27 protein-coding genes are annotated in these 24212 nt (G+C 55.3%); 11 read left to right on the top strand and 16 right to left on the bottom strand.

Translation table 11 applies throughout. The features are described from left to right. Nucleotides 1-313 precede the first annotated feature (313 nt). Nucleotides 314-622, bottom strand: coding sequence for a hypothetical protein (locus KQX66_RS19430; protein WP_216794458.1), 309 nt, complete (start codon nucleotides 620-622; stop codon nucleotides 314-316). A gap of 617 nt (nucleotides 623-1239) precedes the next feature. On the opposite strand from KQX66_RS19430, the gene KQX66_RS19425 reads away from it, so the two are divergent. Beyond that, complete coding sequence (locus tag KQX66_RS19425; protein WP_216794457.1) at nucleotides 1240-1512, top strand: hypothetical protein; 273 nt, start codon at nucleotides 1240-1242, stop codon at nucleotides 1510-1512. Between the two features lie 598 nt (nucleotides 1513-2110). Beyond that, nucleotides 2111-2356, top strand: coding sequence for a hypothetical protein (locus KQX66_RS19420; protein WP_216794456.1), 246 nt, complete (start codon nucleotides 2111-2113; stop codon nucleotides 2354-2356). A 75-nt stretch (nucleotides 2357-2431) separates the two neighbouring features. Here the strand turns inward: KQX66_RS19420 and rnhA are convergent, their stop codons facing one another. From rnhA to KQX66_RS19405, 3 genes are all read right to left on the bottom strand, one after another. Beyond that, nucleotides 2432-3100 (bottom strand): ribonuclease H, encoded by a 669-nt coding sequence (gene rnhA / locus KQX66_RS19415; RefSeq protein WP_216794455.1) that lies wholly within the window; start codon nucleotides 3098-3100, stop codon nucleotides 2432-2434. Between the two features lie 66 nt (nucleotides 3101-3166). After that, a complete protein-coding gene (gene recQ, locus KQX66_RS19410; RefSeq protein WP_216794471.1) occupies nucleotides 3167-4942 on the bottom strand; it encodes a DNA helicase RecQ in 1776 nt (591 codons plus the stop codon). Nucleotides 4943-5227: 285 nt separating this feature from the next. Next, nucleotides 5228-5707, bottom strand: a complete 480-nt coding sequence (locus KQX66_RS19405) for a glycosyltransferase family 2 protein (protein ID WP_216794454.1) — start codon at nucleotides 5705-5707, stop codon at nucleotides 5228-5230. A 308-nt stretch (nucleotides 5708-6015) separates the two neighbouring features. Between KQX66_RS19405 and KQX66_RS19400 the strand changes: the two genes are divergently transcribed. Next, entirely contained in the window at nucleotides 6016-6792 is a 777-nt protein-coding gene (locus KQX66_RS19400) for a hypothetical protein (protein WP_216794453.1), read from the top strand. Between the two features lie 117 nt (nucleotides 6793-6909). On the opposite strand, the gene KQX66_RS19395 is transcribed toward KQX66_RS19400, so the two are convergent. From KQX66_RS19395 to KQX66_RS19365, 7 genes are all read right to left on the bottom strand, one after another. Further along, nucleotides 6910-7620: a response regulator transcription factor gene (locus tag KQX66_RS19395; protein ID WP_216794452.1), complete on the bottom strand. Its 711-nt coding sequence runs from the start codon at nucleotides 7618-7620 to the stop codon at nucleotides 6910-6912. Beyond that, the gene (locus KQX66_RS19390; protein ID WP_216794451.1) at nucleotides 7617-9761 is read right to left on the bottom strand and encodes a sensor histidine kinase; all 2145 of its coding nucleotides are present in this window, start codon (nucleotides 9759-9761) and stop codon (nucleotides 7617-7619) included. Before KQX66_RS19390 ends, KQX66_RS19395 begins: the two co-directional genes overlap by 4 nt. A gap of 230 nt (nucleotides 9762-9991) precedes the next feature. Next, nucleotides 9992-10666 carry a GNAT family N-acetyltransferase gene (locus tag KQX66_RS19385; protein ID WP_216794450.1) on the bottom strand — a complete coding sequence of 225 codons (675 nt, stop codon included), beginning with the start codon at nucleotides 10664-10666 and terminating at the stop codon, nucleotides 9992-9994. A 395-nt stretch (nucleotides 10667-11061) separates the two neighbouring features. Beyond that, nucleotides 11062-11745 (bottom strand): YidC/Oxa1 family membrane protein insertase, encoded by a 684-nt coding sequence (locus KQX66_RS19380; protein WP_216794449.1) that lies wholly within the window; start codon nucleotides 11743-11745, stop codon nucleotides 11062-11064. A 166-nt stretch (nucleotides 11746-11911) separates the two neighbouring features. After that, nucleotides 11912-12175: a hypothetical protein gene (locus KQX66_RS19375; protein ID WP_216794448.1), complete on the bottom strand. Its 264-nt coding sequence runs from the start codon at nucleotides 12173-12175 to the stop codon at nucleotides 11912-11914. Nucleotides 12176-12241: 66 nt separating this feature from the next. Continuing rightward, nucleotides 12242-12727, bottom strand: a complete 486-nt coding sequence (locus tag KQX66_RS19370) for a cytochrome c biogenesis protein CcdC (protein ID WP_216794447.1) — start codon at nucleotides 12725-12727, stop codon at nucleotides 12242-12244. A 144-nt stretch (nucleotides 12728-12871) separates the two neighbouring features. Beyond that, nucleotides 12872-13612, bottom strand: coding sequence for a YheC/YheD family protein (locus KQX66_RS19365; RefSeq protein ID WP_216794446.1), 741 nt, complete (start codon nucleotides 13610-13612; stop codon nucleotides 12872-12874). A gap of 182 nt (nucleotides 13613-13794) precedes the next feature. On the opposite strand from KQX66_RS19365, the gene KQX66_RS19360 reads away from it, so the two are divergent. After that, entirely contained in the window at nucleotides 13795-14133 is a 339-nt protein-coding gene (locus KQX66_RS19360; protein WP_216794445.1) for a hypothetical protein, read from the top strand. A 186-nt stretch (nucleotides 14134-14319) separates the two neighbouring features. On the opposite strand, the gene KQX66_RS19355 is transcribed toward KQX66_RS19360, so the two are convergent. Further along, nucleotides 14320-14526, bottom strand: coding sequence for a hypothetical protein (locus tag KQX66_RS19355; protein WP_253957286.1), 207 nt, complete (start codon nucleotides 14524-14526; stop codon nucleotides 14320-14322). A 184-nt stretch (nucleotides 14527-14710) separates the two neighbouring features. Here KQX66_RS19355 and KQX66_RS19350 point away from each other — a divergent pair, with 184 nt between their 5' ends. After that, nucleotides 14711-15202, top strand: a complete 492-nt coding sequence (locus KQX66_RS19350; protein ID WP_216794443.1) for a DnaJ family domain-containing protein — start codon at nucleotides 14711-14713, stop codon at nucleotides 15200-15202. Between the two features lie 103 nt (nucleotides 15203-15305). Here KQX66_RS19350 and KQX66_RS19345 read toward each other — a convergent pair whose 3' ends face one another. Further along, entirely contained in the window at nucleotides 15306-15923 is a 618-nt protein-coding gene (locus KQX66_RS19345; RefSeq protein WP_216794442.1) for a nitroreductase family protein, read from the bottom strand. A 508-nt stretch (nucleotides 15924-16431) separates the two neighbouring features. Here KQX66_RS19345 and KQX66_RS19340 point away from each other — a divergent pair. Both KQX66_RS19340 and yhfH read left to right on the top strand, forming a co-directional pair. After that, entirely contained in the window at nucleotides 16432-17439 is a 1008-nt protein-coding gene (locus KQX66_RS19340) for a GGDEF domain-containing protein (protein ID WP_216794441.1), read from the top strand. A 128-nt stretch (nucleotides 17440-17567) separates the two neighbouring features. After that, on the top strand, nucleotides 17568-17735 hold the full coding sequence (yhfH, locus tag KQX66_RS19335) for a protein YhfH (protein ID WP_253957284.1): 168 nt from the start codon (nucleotides 17568-17570) through the stop codon (nucleotides 17733-17735). Between the two features lie 82 nt (nucleotides 17736-17817). On the opposite strand, the gene KQX66_RS19330 is transcribed toward yhfH, so the two are convergent. Beyond that, on the bottom strand, nucleotides 17818-19026 hold the full coding sequence (locus KQX66_RS19330) for an MGDG synthase family glycosyltransferase (RefSeq protein WP_216794439.1): 1209 nt from the start codon (nucleotides 19024-19026) through the stop codon (nucleotides 17818-17820). Nucleotides 19027-19234: 208 nt separating this feature from the next. Here KQX66_RS19330 and KQX66_RS19325 point away from each other — a divergent pair, with 208 nt between their 5' ends. Further along, on the top strand, nucleotides 19235-20140 hold the full coding sequence (locus KQX66_RS19325) for an SDR family oxidoreductase (RefSeq protein ID WP_216794438.1): 906 nt from the start codon (nucleotides 19235-19237) through the stop codon (nucleotides 20138-20140). Here KQX66_RS19325 and KQX66_RS19320 read toward each other — a convergent pair. Next, nucleotides 20130-20420: a hypothetical protein gene (locus tag KQX66_RS19320; protein WP_216794472.1), complete on the bottom strand. Its 291-nt coding sequence runs from the start codon at nucleotides 20418-20420 to the stop codon at nucleotides 20130-20132. The two genes, KQX66_RS19325 and KQX66_RS19320, sit on opposite strands and share 11 nt — an antisense overlap. Before the next feature lie 127 nt (nucleotides 20421-20547). On the opposite strand from KQX66_RS19320, the gene KQX66_RS19315 reads away from it, so the two are divergent. The 3 genes from KQX66_RS19315 to KQX66_RS19305 all read left to right on the top strand — a co-directional run bounded on the left by KQX66_RS19315 (nucleotide 20548) and on the right by KQX66_RS19305 (nucleotide 23230). Further along, nucleotides 20548-21498, top strand: coding sequence for a helix-turn-helix transcriptional regulator (locus KQX66_RS19315; protein ID WP_216794437.1), 951 nt, complete (start codon nucleotides 20548-20550; stop codon nucleotides 21496-21498). A 176-nt stretch (nucleotides 21499-21674) separates the two neighbouring features. Then, the gene (locus KQX66_RS19310) at nucleotides 21675-22268 is read left to right on the top strand and encodes a sigma-70 family RNA polymerase sigma factor (RefSeq protein WP_216794436.1); all 594 of its coding nucleotides are present in this window, start codon (nucleotides 21675-21677) and stop codon (nucleotides 22266-22268) included. After that, on the top strand, nucleotides 22247-23230 hold the full coding sequence (locus tag KQX66_RS19305) for a DUF4367 domain-containing protein (RefSeq protein WP_216794435.1): 984 nt from the start codon (nucleotides 22247-22249) through the stop codon (nucleotides 23228-23230). The genes KQX66_RS19310 and KQX66_RS19305 overlap by 22 nt, the downstream gene beginning before the upstream one ends. Before the next feature lie 124 nt (nucleotides 23231-23354). On the opposite strand, the gene tgl is transcribed toward KQX66_RS19305, so the two are convergent. Further along, nucleotides 23355-24188, bottom strand: coding sequence for a spore coat transglutaminase TGL (tgl, locus tag KQX66_RS19300; RefSeq protein ID WP_216794434.1), 834 nt, complete (start codon nucleotides 24186-24188; stop codon nucleotides 23355-23357). Nucleotides 24189-24212: the final 24 nt, after the last annotated feature.

Genomic DNA, 24212 nt, shown 5'->3' with positions numbered 1-24212 from the left:
GGATTAGAGCGAAGCATGCAACCACCGCCTTGTTAGGATAACAATATTATACCATATTAACGCGGTGAATGGATAAATAACGGAAACAAAGAAATAGCCTGCTGAGGGTTTCTCAACAGGCTGAGTGCTATAAAGCACTCTTTCTTTGTTTATATGTGTACATTGATATGGGACATAGACTTCATTATTTATGGTCCAGACAGTTACCGGCTAACGTTGTCGCGGGAGTCGGTTTGATTTTGAGCTATCGTTTCCCGCTGTGAAAATCATTAGATGAGGCTTGATTTTGTACGGATTAATAAGTAATAGAAAATTATTTAATATAGCCATTCTTGGTATTGTCTACTTTTACATCCACAATTTTATCATGTTCAACTCTTATAGATACCCAAAAATCTTTTTCACAATTTGGACAACAGACGTATCCATCTCCGAATGCACTTCCGTTGAATGGTCTTTTCTGATGCGGAGGCTTACTCTTCCCTGTCGCCCATGTTAATGCATCACCCAAGTTATAGGTGTCTAGATTCAACATACCCATTTTAAATTCGGCTTCTGTATTAACAATCGCCCCACATCTGGGACATTCCCCGTTAAATATCAGTAGGTTATACAATCCCAATGACAAGCTCCTATTCTCTTCCAGTATAATATCATATTCGAATCAGAACAGGGGATATCCTTCATTTCTTAAAATGGATTAATTCGGAAAGCCGTCAAACTATCCTGCCCGTTTCGCTGAATGGTATGGTGGGCGCTTAAGACATCGATCAAAATATAGGTTTTTCTTTCTTCCCTGGGAACTATTAACATTTTAGGGCATCCAGTAGCGCCACAAGTACGACCATGGCACCCCCTTCGGAAGTGCTTCACCGTGGTCGCTCCTTTAAGTCCTTAGAACAATCATACCATGTTTGATACCAACTAAAATCTAAAAATGGGAGAGAAGACCTTGACGGTTCTAGCTCTCCTTTTTTCATCCCCCCTCTTTCAATCTGACCTATATAGTAACAATGGAAGACGCCTTTTTTCCAAGAGATTCTTGGGACAATCCTCTTTCTTTACGCAAATCGCGAATCTGTATGCCTATGTTTTACTAGAAATAATATTTATAACTATTAATTATCAAAAAAATAATATCTATTAACAGATGTTTAATAAGAATCCAGTTATCTATACTTAATTGAATAAGAGGTGTGGACGATACCAAAAATCTAGAATTAAAGGGAGTCCGATAAGATGGTTAGTTGGATAAGAGAAGCTCTACTCATACGATTCGATGAGTTATCCGCGCAATCGGAAAAAATCAATGAGGTCACCGTATTGAAAGAGCAGCTGCATAACTTAGAGAAGGATCTCTTAAATTTATCAGGAACAAATAGCTCCGTTCTTTCGCTTATTGACCTAAACACCCAGCTCCTATCCATTCAGAAGGAGTGGCTTTATATGAAGGGTGTCCAAGATGGGATCAAATTACGATCATTTTTATTGCAAAGCGAGGAACTTCAATAGCACTCCAGCATAACCCCTAGTAGAAATTCTAAGAATAAAGAAGAAAAATGACGAATTCGTGAGAAACATTAGGATTATCGGCAAATAACTAATTATTCTGAATATTTACAATAATTTAATAATAGGCTATCCTAACAGTAAGCAAAATAAATGATTCACCTGATTAAGCCTACGGATATCACCCTGATTCACACCGAAGTTTGTATCGTTTATATCTTTCAATCCGGATTTGTTTTAAAGAGTTTGGTAGTGCCGGATTGGAATTGATATAAAAATAAACAAGGGAAAGGGGATAGTCCATTGAAGTAAGGAAGCGAAGCATGCCCCGCCGCGCTTACCTGAAATCCGTACTGTACGCGCACCGAATGAAGGCTATACCGAGGGCATGCGGGAACCCGTTAAAACCTGTTACTCGTTCGCGTACCCTAACGACAGCTTGATTGGAGTGTGTTTTTCGAAAATTGAATAAGCAACCTATACCAACATAGGGATTCTGGTTATCACGGATAAGCAGGGTCCCTATTTTCGTTCGTCATACTTCCAGACCATCCGGGCATACTAACGGGCGAAGCGACGTTTAAGGAGGGTTATGGCAAAGATGGCAAACGACAAAAGCATGCCTCCGGTATCCGGCGAAGAAGTCGAAACGGACGGCATTTACTCCAACGAGTGGGGCCGGGAGGAAACGCTCAAGCGCGGCGACGAATTTCCGTACGACGAGGCGATGGGGCAGACCGAGTGGGAGCTTGTCAGCCTTCCGCTCGAAAGCCAAGAGAAAGAGATGTATAAAGACACGAAAAATAACACGAAACCGCGGCTGCATATCGACCGGGGCGATAAATGAGCTGAGCGTTGTCGTGCAAAAAGAAGAGCGCTTCCCCTGTCGCGGAGAAGCGCTTTTTGGCATGGATTTGGTGCATCATTTCCGGCCGTAATCCGCCTTGATCTCGCCCCATGCTTTCGTGTTCCACTTGATGATTTTGTTCTTGTAGGTGTTGCTGCGCAGCCATGCTTCCGCACGGTCCACGAGCGCCCAGATTTCCTGGGTCGAGGCGTCCCGCACCAAGGTGGAAGCGACCGTTTTATTGCGCACCCAACTGATCGCCGTCATCGAATCGCTGTAGATCGTCATGTCGCTGCCTTTTCGCTTCAAATAAGCGAGCCCGTGGACAATCGCGAGAAATTCGCCCATGTTGTTCGTGCCTTTGGAAATCGGCTTCTGCTGAAACACAATTTCGCCGGTGCGCGTGTACACGCCTTTGTACTCAACGATGCCGGGATTGCCGCTGCACCCTACATCGACGGACAGGCTCTCGGGCTCGTACTCGCCCGCAGCCTCCGCGCCTCCGGCCTTGGAGGTCCGTCCGCCGCTCTTGCCCGCACCGCCGGTGCCGGTCCCTGCGCGCGCCGCGGCGCCGAACGCCTTCTTCCAGCCGGCGGCGAACATCGCCTTGGCCTCCGCCTCGCTCTCGTACGCCTTGAACTTGGCCTGCGGGAATCCGTTCGTCTGGGCTTGGCATTCGGCCCACGTTTTATAGATCCCGGGCTGACGCCCTTCCCATACGACATAATACTTCGATTTTGCCACAGTGTTCCTCCTTGGTTCGGCCCGGCGTTTCCTATGATGGTACCGCCGCGCCGTCCGAAATCGCCGCTATCCCTGACGCTGCTTGAAAAACTCGATAAAATACGCCCCGTACTTGAAAAATTTCGCTTCCCCGACACCCTTGATCTTGAGCATGGCCGCCGGGTTCGTCGGCTGTACGCCGCACATTTCGCGCAGCGTGCTGTCCGGGAATACGATATATGGCGGGATGCCTTCCCGCTTCGCAATCTCCGAACGCAGCTTCCGCAGCTCGTCAAACAGCTCCGCTTCGACGTCTTGGACGACCGGCGCAGAGGGCTTCAACCGGATGCGCTGCACGACCCGTTCCTTGCCGCTGAGCACATCGGACGCCTTCGATGACAGCCGGAGCACCGGGTATTTGCCTTCCGTGAGCTGCAAATAGCCTTCGGCGACAAGAAGCTGGATGAGATCGATAATGTCTTTTTCCGTCCGGTTCCGCATCAACCCGTAGGTGCTGAGACTGTCGAAGCCGAAATCCAGCACCTTCTTGTTGCGCGAGCCCTTAAGCACCGAAGCGACCAGCGTCATGCCGAACCGCTCCCGCATCCGTTTGACGCAGGAGAAAATCTGCTGCGCTTCGAGCGTAATGTCCGTCAGCTCCATATCCGGGCTGACGCAGTTGCTGCACTGTCCGCAGTCTTCTTCCGTTTCCCCGCCGAAATAGCGGACGATGTACCGCTGCAAGCACTGCGGGGTATGGCAGTAGTCGGCCATTTGCTGCAGCCGCCGGTATTCCTGCGCCTGCCGCTCCGGGTCCGAGACGGACTGCTCGATCAGAAACTTCTGAATATGAATGTCCTGCGGGCTGAACAGCAGCATGCAGTCGCTCGGCTCACCGTCACGGCCCGCCCGGCCGGCTTCCTGGTAATAGGCTTCCATATTTTTCGGCATATTAAAATGGACGACGTACCGCACGTTCGACTTGTCGATCCCCATCCCGAACGCGTTGCTCGCTACCATGACGCGCACCTCGTCGTACAGGAACCGCTCCTGCGCGTCTGCGCGTTCCTTATCTGTCAGACCGGCATGGTATTTGCCCGCGGCCACGCCCTGGCGCAGTAAATATTCGCACAGCTGGTCGACTTCCTTGCGCGTCGCCGCGTAGACGATGCCCGCTTCCCCGGCGTGCTCGCGGATGTACCCCATAAGCACGTCGCGCTTGTTCTCGCCCTTGATGACCGAAAACGAGAGGTTCTCCCGCGCAAAGCCGGTCACGAACACCTGCGGCTCGCTCAGTTTCAAGTGCTTCACGATATCCTCGCGCACCTGGTCCGTCGCCGTCGCCGTAAAAGCAGCCAGCAGTGGCCGGTCCGGCAGATGCGAGACCAGCTCGTTGATACGCATGTAGCTCGGGCGGAAGTCGTGTCCCCACTGGGACACGCAGTGCGCCTCGTCCACGGCCACCATCGGCACGACGAGCCCGGCGAGCAGGTCCAGAAAGCGCTCCGATTCGAGGCGCTCCGGCGCGACATAGAGCAGCTTGTATTCGCCGCGCTCGGCCTTGCGGATACGCATCTCCACCTGCGCATAGGATAGCGAGCTGTTGATATAGGCCGCAGGCACGCCGATGCTGTCGAGCCCGTCCACCTGGTCCTTCATCAGCGAAATCAGCGGCGAAACGACAATCGTCGTCCCGCTCATCATCAGCGCCGGGACCTGGTAGCAGATCGATTTACCCCCGCCTGTCGGCATAATGCCGAGCGTATCCCGCCCGCTGAGCAGGCTTTCGATCACCCGCTTCTGCCCTTCGCGAAAATCCGGGTATCCGTAATATTTACGCAGTAGCTCCTGCGCTTCCGCCATCGTTCCGATCGGTTGCCCCGGCTGGCGCTTCACCGCCTGCGGCCGGCGGAACGGAGCTTCGAACAGATCCGTCTGTACGGGACGTCGATTTCGGAATTCCGTGTTTCCTGCCGCCAGTCTTCCCGCTTGGCGGTCATCTCCTCCGGCGCCCCAGCCCGTCTCCCGCGGGTCCCGGTAATCGAAATCGCCCGGCGGCTCGTACCAGCTATCGTCTGCCGACGGCCCCGGGTCCGCAGGTCCGGGGTCCATCGGATCGTACCAATCATCTTGTCGTTTCATGCTTCCTTACTTACTCCTCCCGCTTGTTTCGCCCGCCGCGATACGACCGGCTCTCCGTTCCAGAGCAGCTCCGGCGAATGTAAACCGCTTCGTCGCCCGGCGAACCCCTTTGTCCACAGTATAATCGAAAATTTCCACATCCGAATAGACCAGATCACTATCTTCGATTTCGCGCAGCATCCGCTCCACATGGGACGGCAGCAGCAAATCGTCGTCGTCGCACAGCATGATATAATCGCCCCGAACCAGCTCCAGCCCGCGGTTGCGCGCATGCACGTGCTTGAGATTGCTTTCCATATCGACCACGGTCAAATCCAGCTCCGGATACAGCTCCTTAAGCTCGTCGACCGGTTCCCCATTATCGTTGACCACAATAATCTGCAAGTGACGGTACGTCTGTCGCCACAAAGATTCGATCAGCTCGGCCAAAAAATCCAGCCGATTATAGGTTGGAATAATGACGGATATCAGCGGCCGCCGATTCATTCCCCTTCCCCTCGCTCTCGTTTCTTCTACTGAACACTATACCGAAAAATCGGCGAAAGGGAAACTAGCCGGAAGGAGATCCCCATGCTGCCAAAGAGAGTCAAGGAGCTTCAGGCGCGATTGCGATTGGTTGCAGAAGATTGGACTGCACGAAAGAAACAAGCCTCCTCGCGGAAGCATCGAAACATATTTTGCCGCCTGCGGCCCTATGGTACAATGGAGGAAAGCCATGGAACGATCGGTAGAAAAATGCTGCGACGAGACTGCCGAAACGGCTAAGACCAGACTAAACGAAGGAGGATTCTGCCATGCCGCCAAGAAAACAGGAGCCGCCCGTCCTTACGGATGCCGCGGAGAAGACCGACATGAACGGAAAGCTGTTGAAGGGGGCCGAAGCCGCCTCCGCTGAGACCGTCACAGCCGAACGGCAGCAGCCGGGCACCCGGAGGAAGCGGAGCGCCAACACAACGACGGACGCACAGCCGACGGAGACGAGCGGTACGGCAGCGAAGCCGCGTGCTTCCAGGCGCAAGAGTGCGGCGGGCGCGACAGCCCTGATCAGCGGCGCAGACGCCGACGCGACAGCGAAGCCGCGCACTTCCAAGCGCAAGAGCGCGGCGGGCGCGACAGCCCCGACCAGCGACGCAGACGCCGACGCGGCGGCGAAGCCGCGCACTTCCAGGCGCAAAGGCGCAGCTGGCATTCAACCGGCAGAGCCGCAGCCGCAAGAAGCTCCCGAAGCGGCCCCGCAGGCGGAGGAAGAGGCGCTAACGGTTACCGCGCCATCAGAGCCGGCTGCCGAGTCTCCCTCGTCCGCCGACACGGCCGAGGTCAAATCTGCCGCGACCGATACCGCAGAGGATGCGGCTCCGGTGCTGCAGCTGCTGGAAACCCGCCTCAAGAAGAAGGAGCGCAGCGAGACGCACGATAAGGACCGGGTGTTCATCCGTAAAGATTTGAAGCTGCGTCTGGATGCACTCGCCGAAAACCGCGGCAAAGGCTTCAAAACGCTGCTGCTGAACTACGGCTTGGAGAAGGCGCTGGACGAGTTGGAGCAAGCGGAAGCGGCACGGCAGGAAGATTGATCGCTCTTAGACGAAGCGAGTTCACCCCGATCCCGGAATGAACTCGCTTCGTTTCGTTTTGTAACCATCCCCGCCTCGCTGAACGCCAATCGCCACTTCTTTCTCCTAAACTCCCTTTTACAGCTTGCCATCCCAAAAAAACTGATAGCCGAATCCCCGAACCGTACGGATATGCCGGGGCGCGGAAGGATCACGTTCGAGCTTGCGGCGCAAATTGCTGATATGCACCATCACCGTCCGCTCGTCGCTGAAGCTGTCCCAGCCCCAGACCTGATCGTGAAGCTGTGCCGCACTGAACACCTGATTCGGATGCTTCAGCAAAAAAAACAACAGCTGCCGCTCCTTGGCAAACAAATCGACCGGCTCTCCGCCAACCCGTACCTCGTAATTATGCAGATTGGCCTCCACCTCGCCGAACCGCAAAAGCGCGGCTTTTTCCTTCGTCTGCTGCGGCGATGCCGTCCGGCGTCTGAGATTGGCCTTGACCCGGGCGACCAGCACGAGCGGGTCGAACGGCTTGGTCATATAATCGTCGCCACCGGTATCCAGGCCCGCAATAATATCGTCCGCTTCCCGTTTGCAACTCAGGAACAGAATCGGAATATCCGAATGCTCGCGGATGTGCCGGCATAGCTGCACGCCGTCGGTATCCGGCAGCACGATGTCCAGAATCATCAGATCGGGCTTCTCGCGGAGCAGCAGCTCCAAGATCTGGCCGCCTTCCTCCGCCATGAGCACCCGAAAGCCGTGATTTTGCAAATAGAGCGCAATCAAGCCCCGGATTTCCTCGTCGTCGTCCACGATTAAAATTTTCGCTGCGTCCGTCATCCCTTCGACCCCTCCTCCCGAAAGACCCCCTCCGCGAATGGGTGTAAAGGGTCGCTCGATAACGGAAGAGTAAAGAAAAAGGTGCTGCCGCTTCCCACCCGGCTATTCACGCCAATCGTCCCCCCATGATGCTCTATGATCTCCTTACAGATGGCAAGTCCTAGCCCGGTGCCCGCCGAGCGGTTTTTGCGCGAATTTTTCCCCCGGTAAAACCGGTCGAATACAAAAGGCAAATCCTCCTCGTCAATTCCGAAGCCCGTGTCCCGCAAGCAGACCCGGATGGCGGATTGGCCGTTATCCGGATGCCTTATCCGGTCGACTGAGATTTGAATCGTTCCGTCCGCCGGTGTAAATTTACGGGCATTAAACAAAAGATTGACAAACACCTGTTCGATCCGCACCACATCGATCCAAGCCACCTCTTCGTCCTGACCGTCCGACAGACCGGCCGTCAAGTCGATGAACTCGAACGTATACCCGTCCTGCTTCACGGTCCATTCGTATTTTTCGTACAGCGCGCGGACAAAAGACGCCGGATGCACGAACTGGCAGTCAAAGCGGATTTTACCCGCTTCGAACTTGGACAGCTCAAACAAATCGCCGATGATGCGGTTCAAAATGAGCGTTTTATCATAGCTGAGCTGCAAGTAGCGGTCGCGGTTCGGCTCGTCCACCCGGTCCAGCACGGCTTTGATATAGCCTTGAATCAAGGTCAAAGGCGTCCCCAGCTCGTGGGAAATATTGGAGAGAAGATGCCGCCGGGACTGCTCCATCTTGACCAGCTCCCGATTCGCCTCGTGGAGACTCGCATTGGTCATCTCCAAAGCCTCGGTCCGCTCGCGCACTTTGCCTTCGAGCGATTCGTTCCAGCGCTGCAGCTCGGAGGATAGCTTCTCCACGTGGGCGAACGACTTGGAAAACCGGTGCGACAGGTCCACCGCCTGCATCAAAACGTAGAACATCATGCCGAACTGTACGGAATCGCCGGTGCTCAGCACCTGGTTGTAGAACAGCGTGTCGTTCAGCGCCGTGACGAAAAAGACGCTCATCGCCAGCAGGTTAAGAAAAGCGCCCTCCCGTTTCCGCACGAACGCCAGCACAAACACGCAGCCGATATAAGCGAAAATCGCCAGTATCGCAAGCTGAAAAGCAAGCATCGAGTGCGTGTAAATCCGGGCGGGGGTGAAGGCGATAAAGCAACTGTATAGTAGAAGAATTGCGACAATCGGGCGGCGTAAGACCGGACGCATTTCCACGGGATAACGTGCAGCGACGTACAGAACGAACATGAGCACGCCCAGACTGACGGACAAATATTCGAGATGCGTCTGCCACTCCCACGGAAGTCCGGGAGCGAAGCGGACGGCGAGCGTTTGCCCGGTCACGGCCGTCCGAACCCCGATCGCCAGACACAAACATCCGAAATAAAGCGAGGCCCGGTCTTTGCGGCGGGCCACAAACAGACCAAGGTGGTACAAGCCCATCGTGAACAAGCTGCCGACGATCAACAGTTCAAAAGCGTTGGACAGCTCCCGGCGGAACGCCACGGCATCGGCGCTGCCCATGCGGATCGGCTCCCAGAGCCCGCCTTTTCGCTGCACGAAATTCGACACCTGGATGACGATCTCGGTTTCGCCACCGCCCAGGTGAAAAAATACGGGCTTCGGGACGTTCGTCGGCGTCATCGTCTCCCGGTTTGTCCCAACCGTTCCGCTCGCAGCCGCCTCTTTCCCGTCGATCCACAGCTTGTACGCGGTAGCTACGCTGGGCATATAGAGAGCAACATCTTTGCCGGTGTCGGCATCGGCTGTTCGGATGACAAGTCGGTACGTTGCATAACCATCCCCGGATAACTTGCTCTCTTGGTAGGTTTGGCCCTGCCACACCTGCGGCACCCTCGTATAAGACAGAGCATCGCCCCCCGTACCGGCAGCCAGCTCGGCCGGTGTCAGCAAACGGCTCCAATACCATTCCCACTCCCCGTTCAACGCAACAAGCCCGTCCTGCTCCCAGTGCCAACTCGATAAATCAAGAACGCCCCGGACCGCAGCCGGGGCAGAAGTCTGGGCCCGGGCGGAAGGTGCGGCACACAGGGATAGCACGACGATAAATAAGCAAAGCCAGACCGTTAGTTTTCTCATTCGCAGGCTCCTCGGAGCTTCCAAATCCAATCGATATAAGCTTACCATAAGCAAATCGCTATCCGGAGTCAATAGAAATCGGCACCGCTACAAGCAAGCTTTTTCCCGTTATTCCATGCTAACAGACCCAGCTTAAAACCGGTTTAAAAATGGGTTTAAAATGGAAAAACGACCTGCGCGAAAAAGCGGACTTCCGCTTTTTCATGCAGGCCGTGCTTCGGACCTAAAACTCAAATGGGTAGCAAAACGATGTTGTCGCGCTGCTTGAGGTTCTCGACCATCCGGTACCATGCGTCCGGTTTTTGCGGGAGCACCGCATAATAACGCTCCAGAAAGCTCCAGACCAACGAGGCCGGAACCAAGACTTGCTCCTCGTCCGCGATCGGCATGAAGCAAAGATCGAGCCCGTGCACCGCTTCCCCGTCATTGTGCCAGGACGGGTGCACATAGTCCGTATCCAGCTTCCGGTAGCCGAGGTGTGCCAACACCTCGCGGCGGACGAACGAATTCATCGCATTCACGCCTCCGAATTCCAGCTTGCCCACCAATTGCGGGTTGTAGATTTCGGCGAACATGCCAAGGAATGTCCCGCCGCATGCCGCTACGACCGAGCGCAGATCGGCCATCCGGCGACGCGCCAGAAACGGTCCGATGCCAAGGCCGTCCCGTCCGATAATCGTAAAATCGGTCATCGCAACCTGTAAATCTTCATAATAACGGTATTCCGTCGCGCCGACGACTTCGCCGTCCAGGACAGCGACGAACACCCGGATGCCCGGATCTTGAAGCGGCTCCGCCCACAGTTCGTACTCCAATACTTCCTCCGGCGGAAACACGCGCTGCATCAGCTCGTGCATTTGGCGAAAATACGGGTCGCCGATATCGGTTATTCGATGGTATTGCACAGGCTTCACCCTCCCCTGATAGCTTGCTGTTGCTTGAAACAAGCGTCTAAGCTTTCATTATATAGGGATACAGAAGGTTCTACAACACAGCGTCACATTTGTTTTCGCCGCCCCAGCGGCTTCCAAACCGACAGAACAATCATCGCGACAAGAGACAGAACTTGCAGCACGATGCCCACCCACAACTGCCCGTTATGGACGACGAAGTCCGGCTGCTGTCATACGTCCATGCCGCTTGATCCTCCTTCCTGAAACGTATGCTTTGATTGTCTGTAATGAAGCCCCTCAAGTTGTCGTTTACAGTATAGCCCCCGTCTCTAAACGGCCTCTAAACCGTTTATTAAAATCATTAAAAAAACGGAGGCCGCGAGGGCACTCCGTTTCTATCGTGCATATCAGGTTGTGGCCGCTTCCGGCAATCCGCGTCGCAACAGCCGTTTGCCGGCGCTCGTCCGGTAAAACAGCCGCTCCAGCAGGCTGAAGACGCTGCCCGCCAGCCAGTACAGCCCCAGCGCCACCGGCGCCCGCCACGTAATGACGAGCGGGATCAGCAGGAGGACCGCCCCGAGCAGCAGCCGCTTGCTTCCGCTCATAGAGACGGCGGCTGCGTCGGCCAGCGGGATCATGCCTACCGCGAACGACAGCAGACCCGTGGCGATCGGGATCAAGTGGAACGGATCGGCCTCGGCCAAGTGCGCGACCCAAGGGATCAAAATCGACGTCATCGTACTGCCGTGCGTAAAGAACAGGCCATACATCGCCATAAGCACCGGCATTTGAATGATCGCCGACAGCGGCGAGCTTAAAGGATTGATCCCGTACTTGCCGTAAACTTTGGTTGTTTCTTGAACCAGCTTGGCCGGGTCGTTTCCGTACGTTTCCCGCAGCTTGCTAAGCTCGGGGGAGGCGGCGGCGGAACGGATCTGCTGCCGGGCGGCCAGCAGATTGAAGCGGTACAGCGCGCCCTTAACCAGCAGCGTGAGCACGATGACCGCGGCCCCCCAGTCGCGGGTCCAGTCGAACGTCCAGGACAGCGCATAAGCTAACAGATCAATAATAGGCTGAAACCATGTATACATGTGAGCGCTCCTTCCGTTGCGATTGAGCCGAGTCATTGAGGCTCGATCGTCAATACTTCTTGCGATTGAGTCGAGTCGTCGAGACGCAATCGTCAACACTTCTTGCGATTGAGCCGAGTCGTCGAGACTCGTTCGTCTCTCAATCGTCAACCGTGAAATTTTTCGGTCAACCGACCATCTCATTCCAACGGAAAGGAGCGCTTGCTTCTTCGGATAACGCCGAGGACCGCGGCGGGCATTTTCGGCGAACGAAGACGGTACGCGGACTTTTTCTGGCCCGGTCATGATGCTTGAGCGGGAGCTTGGCAAGCTCGACGGCCGGCTCGAAGGCGAAGGTCAACTGCTTTCCCGTCCATCCGAACCATGGCACGACGAACAGCGAAGCCAGCCAGAGCGCCAGCAGCAGCGCCAGATCCAAAGACCACTCCATATCCGTTCACCTCCTTTGTCGCGAATTCGCATACGTAACGTTTTACGGGATTGACCGCAATTCGTTTCACTGCGGCGATAAGGCACTTCCCCGCTGCGCCATAACCTTGCGGTATTTCACGAAGCTGACGATACGCCAAGGCACGATATAGGCGACCGCGATCAAGTAGAACAGCATCCCCAGCTCGGCCGGATCAAGCCCGGACAAGTAGCTGCGCAGCGCCAGCCGGATGATGATGAGCCCTACCAAGGCAAAAATAAACGCTTTGCTCTTTTTCGGATAAATCTGCCCGTCTTCGCGCAACTCGTAATTCGTCGTCATAATCATCGGAACGGATAAAATAAGACCAAACAACAGGGACAGCGTTACTTCTTTCACAGTCAAATGAAGCTGCGGATTGAGCAGACCGAGTATGCCGAAGCCCAAAAAAAGCAGCGGCAGCAGCAGCCGGTATCCGTTGCCTTTCACCGGCTTGGCCGCAGCGCGCATTCTTCGCCAGAGCACGAGCGCGATGATGACAACCATAAAAATCACGGGAGAAATAGATTCCATACGGTACCATCCTTATAGTTTTGATATAAACTATTTTACACATAAATTATATAGTCAATCAAACAAATACAGCTTGTCCACCAAGCAAGATTAAAGGAAATGACAAAAAACCCTTGCCTGACAAGAGGCAGGGGCTGAATCGGCTTAGGACCTCTTCTGCATCCGGGCGTAAGCCAAAATGCGTCTGTACATCGTTTTGTTTTTAAGGGCATTAAAAATCGATTTGTCCGGCTTCGTGTTGACTTCGAGAATCCAGGGCTTCAGTTTAGAATCGATCGCGACATCGACGCCGTAAGCAGGAAAATGCGGATACTTTGCGCTCATATACTCGCTGACCCCTCTGCCCAGAGTTTTCAGCTCTTGAATGAATCCGGCGCGCCGTTTCCCCTGAATATGAGGGGAAATCAGCTTGTCTACGGGCATCGGGGTTCCTCCGTTGTGATAGTTCGTGACGATTTTTTTCGGTCTGGCCAGCCGGCCGACCATCCCCGTCACGTCCCAGCCCCGCTGCCGGTTGCGTTGGACCATGATGCGCAGATCGAACGGGCGTTTCTTGTAATGCAGCAGCGGGATTGCTTTTTGCACGAGATAGCCTCGCCGGGCCGTATGTCTGGAAACCGCGGAGTACAGGCTGCCGAACGAACGAAACGTCCGGGTAGCATAGCCGCTCTTGAGCGTGTAGCGCCCATTGCCCGTGCGGGTTATTTTCATGATCCCGTAGCCGCCCGTGCCGTTGTTCGGCTTCAGGTAAACCGCCCCCCAGCGCTTCAGCATGGAGCTGACCGCAGCCCGGCTCGCCCATTGGGTCTGCGGAAGGTACGGCTTCCAACGTGCTCCGGTCTTCAGATAAGAGTATTTCCCCCACTTCGTGTTGGCATAAACCAATCGATCACCTCCCCGTCTAAATCATGGTATTGTATGTATGCTCCGCAGCTTTGGAAACAGGCATATGCAACACGTCAACGGATCGCGAGGGAATATTTTCAAAAAAAACGTTGCATTCCTTATAATTCCGAGTATAATACTAGGTAAATAAGTTGATTTTACCATGCTAGGGGATGACAAACATGATTTCTTCTGCCATGAAAGCAGCAGCCGCACTCTGGGTCAACGACTACCTGGATTTGTACAATTACGCCGGACGGATCGGAGATACGGTCTGGCAGCAGGAGATCATGGACATCCTGAAGCAAAAAGACGCGTATGTATCGGAGGCTGTGCGTACAAGAAAGCTTGAGGAGCTGTGGACGACCTTCGATTCGATCAATCGTAAAATGCTGGAGCTTTACCGGGAGCTGCGGGAAACGAACGATTCGTGGGTTACGGAACGGCTCAGAGAGCAAGTGATGGAATTGAAAACGGAACGCCTTACGGTCTCCAGAAAAATCAAGGCGGAACAAGCTTAGAGGGTGTTTCCTGCGCGGGAGTGCAAATGCGGCATACGGAGGACCGTTCTGCCAGTGGCTTGGTGCGAACACGGCTTGCAGACGACTGCTCAGCCGGCGGTGATCTTGATGCATGCAGCAGACAGACTGCTCTGCAGAGGGCTGAAACATTTTGAGCGAATGGATCAGGCCGGAACACGCGCGTCATTACATGGACGCTTGTTTCATCTCGCGCATCATGTTCATCATCATCGTCATCGTTTCGTCGCATTCTTGCATTTTGGACATCATCATGTCCATATCCATGGCATCCATCATCTTCATTTCCATCATCATGTTCATCATGGATTTCATGGAGTTCATTTTGCACATCATCTCATCCATACACATCGTCATCATCATGCTCATGCACATTTTTTCCACTTGGTTCACCTCCTCTATAAAATAGAGTAAATTTCACTCCACACCCAAAATACTATAAATTCCCAGATACTTCAAGTCTTTTTTGGTTGAGGTATTCTTAGATAAACGCCTTTCTTGACCCCGGCCCGCGCATCGGCTACTCTGAAAGAAAGTGATATGCGGGAGGAGAATGACCATGTCCGAACGGCCGCCCAAGCGGGATCAGACGTACGGTGTCGGGAAAGATCCGACAGACCGCCCTATCATTCCTTTACCGAAAGAAACGCTTGAAGACCGGGATGCCATGCTCGCAGCGGAGAAAGAACGGCAAAGCTGGATTGACGAGGCTTACGAGGATTTTGTCAAAAACGGCGGCCTGGAGCATTTGCCTGGTTTCGGTAAGCCGCTAGCGGTGCCGACCGGAGACGCCTGGTCGTCCTTGCTGAAGCAAGCCAAGGTCGAGCATCCATGGGTCATGCTGCGCAAGGAAATCGGCTCGTTGATGGAGAAAGCGATGAGTCGGATGGCCAAAAGCTCCTTCGACCCGGAAATCGACGCGCTTCTCGAGGATGCGAACAAGCAGATCGCGGAGCTGAACCGCCAAGCCCCCAGCCTGTCCCTGCACCGCAGCCGCATATCCCGCGATAACCTGCACGAACAGTATGACCGCTGGTATGCGGACAAGTGACTTCGCCGATGCTTAACCTTAACATGAAAAACCCCCGTAGCCTTCACTCCCTGTTGAAAGGAGCGCTGCCGGGGGTATTTTTGTCGGTATTGGCTTTTCCGAATTAGAACGACTCGTTAATGACCACGTCGCTGAGCGGCAGACGTTCTGTCGCCCGTGCCGGGCTTGCCGCTTTGCCGATCGGGAGAAGCATAACTGGGATATAGCGTTCCGGAATGTTGAACTCCTGGATCAAAGCAGCCGGATTGTACCCGCCCATCGGAACCGTGTCGTAGCCTTTCGCGCGCGCAGCCAACATAAGCTGCATAGCGGCCAGCGAGGCGTTGCGGATCGCTTCGTCGCGGCCTACCGTCGGATTGTTCGCATAGGCGCCGTTAATTTGGCCGAGCATCGTGTCGCGGACTTCCGGCGTCGCCTTCTCGAAGACGATCGGGGCGGTCAAGTTCGCTTGCAGGTCGCCGAGCACGACGACAACCGCAGATGCGTCGGATACTTGCTGTTGGCCAAACGCAATCGGCAGAAGACGGTCTTTGTTCGCCTGCTCGCGGATGACCAGGAAACGCCAGTGCTGCAAGTTCCAGGACGACGGTGCGCTTGCGGCCAGCTCCAAAATTTCATTCAGCTCCGCATCCGGGATCACAACGTCCCGTTGATATTGACGAACGGAATGACGGGACAGAATAACTTGCTCTGCGGTTTGTTGTTGTTCAACTTGGCTCATAATTTCCACTCCTTTTATTGTATAACTCTATTTAGTATAATAACGCAATTAACTTACTTTTGTAAAGTACCGTACAAAAAATTACGAGTCTAATTTTTTCGCCTTGATCATAGGGCAGCGCATATAGTTTTTACCTTGAATCCGGTAAATACAGCGTGAAGGTGCTTCCTTTTCCTTCCTCGCTTCGCAGCGTCAAGCGGCCGCCCAACAGCTTCGCCAGCTCCAGCGAAGGCGGTGGGCAGTGAATTTTTCAATATTTGATTCAGCCGCATTCCATCAGTGGTGATCAAGTCCCGCAGCCGGTCCGAAACGCCCAGCTCAAATTCGACGCAATCCATACGGCATGCCATCTCGTCCTCCGGTACGGCTGCCAAGCCGCTTTGCTTACTGGCTATCAGGAGTTTTATATAACGAGAGGAGCCGGCGGAGAGCGTTGTATAGATTTTGTTCAGATTTATTTGTTAGAATAGGACGGATAAACCATTCAAAAAAAAGGAGTTGTTGCAGCGTGTTCCATCTGTCGCACGTCCTTGGACGAATCAGAAACCGTTGGTTCGCGGCGGCTTCGTTCGTCACGGGGAGCGTGTGGTCCGCGCATTTGGCCGTGCTGGTATTCCACTGGGATGACAACGTGCGCTATGATACGACTTTAACCCTTATTTCTTTACTTGCTGGCATCATGACGACGTTCCTTATCTTTCATCTGGCTCTGTTCGGAAACAAAAGCCGCCTTCGACTGGCGGGCGGCGGCTTGCTCACGATGATCGGGATGGCAACGATGTATATAACAGGTAGCGAAGCCGCCATCGCTCCGGATGACGACAGAGCTCATTTCGTCCACTCCGTCCTACGCCCGGTAGATTTGTTTTTGCTGTTCGGCGTTCTGGCCGCGATGTGTCTTGTGTATATCGTCGCTTGGCGGGCGATGCGCCTCCAGCGGCAAGCGCTCGAAAAGCTGGCGTATACCGATCCTTTGACCGGTTTGCTCAACCGGAATGCTTGGGACCGCTACGCCGAGAAAAATACCGTAAACCGGAATGCGGCGTTCTTATTTTTGGACCTAGACGAATTTAAATCCGTCAACGATACGCTCGGACACGACATCGGAGATATGTTGATTTGGGAAGTGGGGCAGCGTTTAAAAGCGTTCCAGAACAAGCATCGGCAAATATTCCGCCTAGGCGGGGACGAATTTCTGCTGGTCGCGCTCCAGTGCAGCGAGGCGTCCGCCCAGAAAACGGCTTCCGACATGCTCGAAACAATCAAGACCCCTTACCGCTTGGCGGGAAAGATGGTCCATGTCTCCGGCAGCATCGGCATCTGCCTCGGCTCCGTTCCCGGGTCCAGCTGTACGACTATGCTGAAAAATGCGGACGCCGCCATGTACCGCGCCAAATTGTCGGGAAGAAACCGGTTCTTCACGTATCGCGAAGGAACGAGCACTTTTTTTTTGAGCCCGCTGCGCGGTACGGGCAACGGCTTGCCCAAGAGCATCGCTAAAGGCAGAGGAGCCTAAGCTCCGCAGCTTATTGCAGCAGCCAGATACAAAAAAAGGCTTCTCCTCCCTTAAGAAGCGTTTACATTTTCCATTAGTTTCCTGTATAGTGAGAGTATCATGAACACAGGGAGTGATGCTCATTGTTGATGCGAACGACCGAGTTTTATGAGACCCTGCCCTCCAAATGCTGCGATACGTGCGGCGAACCGCTGGAGGAAATGGCCGATTGTTACACGTCCACCTGTACGAAGTGCAAAGGTCATACGTTCTATCCGCTCAGCCCGATCCCCGGGCCGATAGCTCATCCGGAATAGCCTGACGCCCCTGCCGAGGGGGCGTTTTTTTGTTTGCGTTTAAAAAAGCCGCTCATCCCATTCCGGAATGAGCAGCTTTCGCCTACCACGCCTCGCGAATCGTAGTCGTCGCCTGCCACGCTTGCCGCACGGAAGACGCCGTCTGCTGAAGATGCATAATCGCATCCCAAGCCTGTTCGGTCGGGCGCTGGCGGCGGAACTGCCGTGCCCTACCCTTCATCGCGGCCAGCGCAAGCCGGTTGTCCGCGAGCTCCAGCAGCTGATCCTGGAGCGTCCGGGCGGCTGTCGCCCGGATGGCGACGCCAGCCTTCTCCAGCACCGCGGCATTGTCTTCTTCCTGGCCGGGAATCGGCTTATAGAGCAGCATCGGCAAGCCAACGGCGACCGCCTCCGCCGTCGTCAGCCCGCCCGGCTTCGTCACGAGCAAATCGGCGACTGCCATCCATTCGTGAATTTCCTCCACGAATCCTTTGACAATGACGCGGTTCGTCGGATGCTCCCGCAGCTCCGCTTCCAGCTCTTCCCGCACGGCCGCGTTGCTTCCGCAAATGACGACCAGCTGCAGCCGCTCCAGCAGAGACGTCGAACGGATCAGCGAACGGACGCTTCCGTCCAGCATGCCGCTGCCGCCGCCCATCACGAGTACGACCGGGCGCTGCGGATCGAGCCCGAACGACTGGCACAGCCGGACCCGGTCGAACGATTCGGAGAAGCGGCTGCGAACCGGAATGCCGGTCACCCGGACGCGGGAGGACGACACGCCGTGCAGACGCAGCGCGGCCGCTACCTGCTCGGACCCGACCAGATACAAGTCCGTATGCGGCTGCAGCCACAGGCTGTGGTCGGTATGGTCCGTAATGACGGTAACGAGTGGCGTAGAAACCGCACCCTTTTCTTTCAGCAGCGAGACGGCCGCCGCAGCCAGCGGGAACGTGCAGACGATAATATCCGGCTTTTTCTCCTCCAAGAGTGTCAGGAACCGGGACAGCCCCAAGCTTAAAAACGTTTTGAACGGAATCGGCATTGCCTCTTTCCGTCTTGTTTTTCGATATAAATAACCGTAGACCGACGGCACTTTCTCGACGCCCTTCATAAAGCAGTACTTCACCATCGGATGAAGATACGGATATACTTCCTGCATAAAATCGATCACCTCGGCCCGGACACGTTCTGCCAAGCCTTCTCCGCATGTTTCCGCCAGCGCCCGCGCCGCCTGCCGGTGACCGTCACCCAAGTCGCCGGAGAGCACCAAAACGCGCGCAGCCGCGGGGATCTCGCCGTTCGTCAACATAAGTAGCCCCCCATTAACTATTCTTTGTTTGCCCTTCTACTCTATATATTAAACGAAAATCCTGAAGAAATCCCATCCTCAGAGCTTAAAACTTTCTTAAGTACGCGTATGACCCGGACGTAACCCAAACCCGGGAGTGCACCCATAGCGCCCAACGGGAATACACTATCAGCAAAAGCCCATATTTACGCTGGATCGGAGGTTCCTTATGAAGCCTTACCCTGAATACCCCTATTATGCGATGGAAACGGAGTGCCGCGAAAAGCCGATTGCGTTCCCGCCCCAGCATCAGGAGCGACAGCCCGGACTCGAATATTTGATGAACCCGCGGCCGATCTTCGACAACCCCGCCTACGTCGGCAGCGGCAAGCTCCTTGGCAAAGCAGCCCTGATTACGGGCGGGGACAGCGGGATCGGACGCGCGATCGCCGTCGCCTTTGCCAAAGAAGGCGCCGATGTATCTATCGCATATTTATACGAACATCCGGACGCGGCCGAAACGAAGCAGCATATCGAGCAGCTTGGCCGCCGCTGCCTGACGATCCCGGCAGACCTGCGGGATAAAGCTTCTTGCACGGGCATCGTCGCCCAGACTGTTGCCACGTTCGGCAAGCTGGACGTGCTGGTCAATAATCTGGGCGTGCAATATCCGCAGTGGAGCATCCTGGATATTTCGGAGGAGCAGCTGATCGAGACGTTCCGAACGAATATATTCTCGTTCTTTTTCGTTACTCAGGCGGCTTTGCCTTATATGAAGGCGGGCGACTCCATCATTAATACGGCTTCGGTCACCGCCTACCGAGGCAACAGGCAATTGATCGACTATTCGTCCACCAAAGGGGCCATCGTCACCTTTACCCGGTCACTGGCGCTCTCGCTGGTCGAGCAAGGCATCCGGGTGAACAGCGTAGCCCCGGGACCCGTCTGGACCCCGCTGACGGTCTCCAGCTTCCCCGCTGAGCAGGTGAAGACGTTCGGCACGGATACGCCGATGGGCCGGGCCGCCCAGCCGTTCGAGCTGGCGCCGGCCTACGTATACCTCGCAAGCGACGATTCCAGATTCGTCACCGGCGAGACGCTGCATGTGAACGGAGGCCAGTTTATCACCTCCTGACGCGCAACGTCAAAAATGGACTGCGGAGATCGTTCCCCCGCAGTCCTTTTTGACGTTGCCCAGCACGGAGCCCCCTGCACTCCTGCATAGCCGCCAATGACTCGGCGTAAAAGCCCTGCTCCGCCGCCTCCTCGATCGTTTCCGTCCGGCCCATATCAGAGAGCTGTCCCCGCGAGCTGCGGCCGGTCACGTAGACCGTCGCTCCCGCTTCCCTTAGCCGTCCGGCGGCAGCACTCTGCCATTCCCGCAGTTCGTATCGATCCGCCGGATCTCTAAGCACGTCTCCTTTTTACGCTTTCATCCTATCAATCCTAATATGTCAACCCTTGTCATATTGCTGTGATAAAATAAATATATCCGATGACTCAAACGGATCTTAAAATTACGACGTACAAGGAGCAATTGTCATGCGTGCGGACCGACTGTTATCCATTTTATTGCTGCTGCAGAACCGTGGCCGAATGACCTCGCGGGAGCTGGCCGAGCAGCTGGAAGTATCAGAGCGGACCATCTTCCGCGACATGGAGGCGCTTAGCGCTTCCGGCATTCCGCTATATGCCGAACGGGGCTCCGGCGGCGGCTGGGTGCTGCCGGATGGTTACCGCTCCCAGCTCACGGGACTTAAAATCGATGAAATCCGCTCCCTCCTGCTCGCCCACAGTTCCGGCATGATGCGTGATTTGGGCTGGCGCGAGGCTTTTGAAGCGGCCTTGTTGAAACTGCTTGCCGCCTTGCCTCCCTCCCTGCGGCGGGATGCGGAGGCTGTACGCGAACGTATTCACGTGGACGGAGCCGGGTGGTACGGACCTGCGGAGGAGGTATCATGCCTGTCCATCGTGCAGGAGGCGGTGTGGGAGGAACAACTGCTGACCATTCGTTACGGACGAGGCGACGAGGTCGTCGAGCGCGAAGTCGGCCCGCTCGGGCTGGTCGTCAAAGGAAACACGTGGTACTTGATCGGGCTCGTAGACGGCCAGATGCGCACCTACCGGGTTTCCCGGATACGCAGCGCCGTCATCCGGCCGGAGAGCTTCGAGCGGCCGGCAGACTTCGATCTGGCCCGTTACTGGGAGCAATCGACGGCCGACTTCAAGTCCAGGCTGCCCAGCTATCTCGTGACGCTGCAAGCGGATGCTTCCACGCTTGCTCTCCTGCAGGAGGAGCACTTCGTCAAAATCCGCGGCACCCGCCCGGCTGCCGACGGCCTGACCGAGCTTACCGCCGATTTCCAAACGGCGGAGTACGCGCTGCGACTCATTCCGGGGTACGGCGGCGGACTGCAGGTACTGGAGCCGGAAGAGCTGCGCGCAGACCTCCTCCGGCTGGCGGAGACGATCCGCCAAATGTACGGTCATTGACGATACGTTCCGTCTTGCGCATCCAAAGCCGCAGCAGTACCGTACTCCGACTCCGGCGCCGCCCTGCCGGGGTTATTTTTCGTGTGCGATGACATTTTTTTGAACTAAAAACGAACGAATCCGGAGCTCGGGACCAATATAGAGTGAAAAAACAACGATAGGGGGGCCGGCCGCCTATGACAGATTCCGAATGGCAGGATTGGATCAAGCAAGCGAACCGCGGAGACGAACAAGCGTTTCAAACGATTTACGAGCAAAGTAAAGACCACGTATACCGCACGGTCACACTTCTCATCGGCAGCAAACAGGACGCGTGCGACGTGGTCAGCGAGGTGTATGCCGAATTATTCAAGTCGCTCGCAAAATACGACGGATGCAAGCCGTTCCGCTCCTGGCTTACTGGCCTCGTGATCCGCCAAACCTGCAACTGGAACCGAAAGCTGTGGCGGAAATTCAGGCTGCACGAGCGCAGCAGATTGCTGGAAACGGAAGAGCGGACCCCGGATACGGAGGAGCTGTTCCTGCAGCACGAGCATCAGTACGAACTGATCGCTCTTGTCCATAAGCTGCCGTACAAGCTCCGGAGCGTCGTCGTGCTGCGGTATTATCAGGAGCATACCTTTGACGAAATTGCGGAACTGCTGGACATTCCGTCCGGTACGGTCAAATCGAGGCACCACGCAGCCATGGCCAAGCTGCGCAAGCAAGCAGCCCATTTAATCGAAACGAATGAAGGAGGACTTGCCCCATGTCCATCGAAAATCAATTGAAAACCGAGCTTCAGCAATTTGCCGGAACCCTTCACGCCCCTGCACAGCTTGACGATCGAATCGCAGCGTTAATTCGGAAGCATACCCGCGTGACGGCTCCGTCCCTCAGACCCGCCAAACGTAAATACGCGACCCGGGCGGCTCTTATCGCCGCGTGCATCTTTCTGTTTTCCGGCATCGCCTATGCTTCCAGCCTGCTCTATACGATGCAGACAGATAAGGTTCGCGTGGAGCTGACCCAGCAAGCCGCGGCCACCTTGCCCGCAAGCCTGTCCGCCGAGCTGACGCAATCGGTGCGCGACATACACAGCCAGCTCGCTTCGGGCGAGTCCGCTTACGTATACAGCGCGGAGCTTGAAAAGCGGAAGCTGCCGGCGCTGCTGAAAATTACCGCCCCCGCCGCCTATACGGACATCGACGTATGGAAAACGGAGACGAAGAAGCGCTTCGCCCCGTTTAAAACACCGACGGCGCTGCCGGCCGGATTCGCCTTCGTCCGGGCGGAGCTGGAGGCTCCTGTAAGCGGCATCGACGCTACAACCTATGAGCAGTACCATAGCTTGCTTCGAAAAAAAGCCGAGGCGGCGAACCAAACCATCGTCTGGCAAAAGGCTCCTTCGGCAGGGGAAGCCGTCTCCCCGATGGATATGCCGGGGCTGGTCTATGTTAACGGTGACGGAGAACAAATCGAGGTGCGTTACCAAGTGTTCTCCGGAGACGATGCGGCGACTGACATCCGCACCCTAACCGGCGAATCGACAACCGCGGAGAAGGTTTCCGTATCGGGCAAGGACGGCTACTATACGTTGAACCGCAACCACATGCTCAGCGAAACGGGAGCGATGCAAAGCTTGGCTTGGCTGGAGACGCAGGACGGCAGCACGATCCTGTACCAAGTGACGACTCCTTCGCTGAAAGTATCTCAAGACGATCTGCTTCGCATCGCGAAGAGCTTACAGTAACCTCCCGCGTCCGGTCAGGGCTATCTTGCGAGACAGCAGGGCCGGGCGCTGCCGCTTATCCCATGCAGCAAAAAGGGATCTCCGTACGCGTTTTCGCGCGTCGAAAGATCCCTTAAGCCGTGCCTCAAGCGTAAATAGCGGTTCTCCCGCCGATTCGAACGACAATCCGGCCGTGTGCTTCCGGCGGCAGCCAAGCAAGCGCCGTCTGGGAAATCGGAACCCGGGAAGACGCCGCCTCGTACAAATAAACGTAATTCGGGTACGTTACCTGATCGATCATGTAAGCGGACTTTGTGCTGCCGGGCTTGCGGTGCTTATTGAGCTTCGCAATGATGCCTGCCGCATTCGTGATGCCAATCCCATGGCCGAAATAGCTGTCGTTTCCGAGCTTCACCACGTTCTCTCCCTGCCACTCCATCCATTCCGGATCGACGTCGGGATTTTTGAAATACAGGATATCACCCGAATACGTCGGCATCTTCTCGGCAATCGTGATCAGCCGCAGGTCGCTGTCTACCTCCCACGAATACAAATACAGGTCGGAGAACAGCCGGTTGAACTTCTGGCTTCCAATTGTCTCCAGCACCGCTTTGTACAGCACGATAATGATGGCAGTAGCGCATTCGAACGCATAGGCCCGGCCGTTCGAGAAAATATCGCGGATCGCTGCGGCGGGTTGTACGTCACGCCTCATCTTAAATCCGCCATCCTCCGTACGGGTCCAATAGGCTGCGTTACAGCGCGATTTCTTGAAGGAAGCGAACGACGCCGCGCTGTTCTGCATATCTCTGGCCGCTTGGACAATCGCCGTCCGCAGCCTGAGCTCGAAGCGCAGCGCTCCTTCCGAATCATATTGGTACGTCGTGGGGCTCCTGTGTTTTTCCTCGTAGATGTCCCTCTCGGGCGGTTCCCAGGCGGATATATCGACCGACGATTGGCCGTCCGCAATAACGATCATGGGGACCCGGTCACCTCCTCGTCA

Source organism: Paenibacillus oleatilyticus (genome assembly GCF_018998565.1).
Classification (GTDB): domain Bacteria; phylum Bacillota; class Bacilli; order Paenibacillales; family NBRC-103111; genus Paenibacillus_G; species Paenibacillus_G oleatilyticus.
This window is presented reverse-complemented; position numbering and strand designations above follow the sequence as displayed.